The organism is Bradyrhizobium sp. Leo78, from assembly GCF_059512425.1.
This window is the reverse complement of sequence record NZ_JCAMOT010000219.1, coordinates 1-448: the sequence shown is the minus strand read 5'-3', so window position 1 is coordinate 448 and position 448 is coordinate 1. Positions and strand designations below refer to the sequence as shown.

Here is a 448-nt window from a genome sequence, read left to right as displayed (position 1 = left end):
AGAACCGGCCGCGCCGTCAATGTCAAGAAGGGCCAGTTCCTGGCGCCGTGGGATATGAAGAACGTCCTGAAGAAACTCAACGCCAGCGGCAATCCGAATGTGCTGCTGTGCGAGCGCGGCGCTTCCTTCGGCTACAATACGCTGGTCTCCGACATGCGCTCGCTGCCGATCATGGCGGCGATGGGCGCTCCCGTGATTTTCGACGCCACCCATTCCGTGGCGCAGCCGGGCGGGCAGGGCGATTCCTCGGGCGGCCAGCGCGAATTCGTGGAAACGTTGGCGCGCGCGGCGGTGGCGACGGGAATTGCAGGCGTCTTCCTCGAAACCCACCAGGACCCCGACAACGCACCGTCCGACGGCCCGAACATGGTTTATCTCAAGGACATGCCGCGATTGCTTGAGAAGCTGCTTGCCTTCGACGCGATCGCCAAGGCCTGACGTTCAACAG

At 63.4% G+C, this 448-nt stretch carries 1 pseudogene; it reads left to right on the top strand.

Features of this window, described 5'->3' with window-relative positions:
• Positions 1-438, top strand: a pseudogene (locus tag AC5ZG1_RS44370) (3-deoxy-8-phosphooctulonate synthase); the annotation flags it as partial.
• Positions 439-448: the final 10 nt, after the last annotated feature.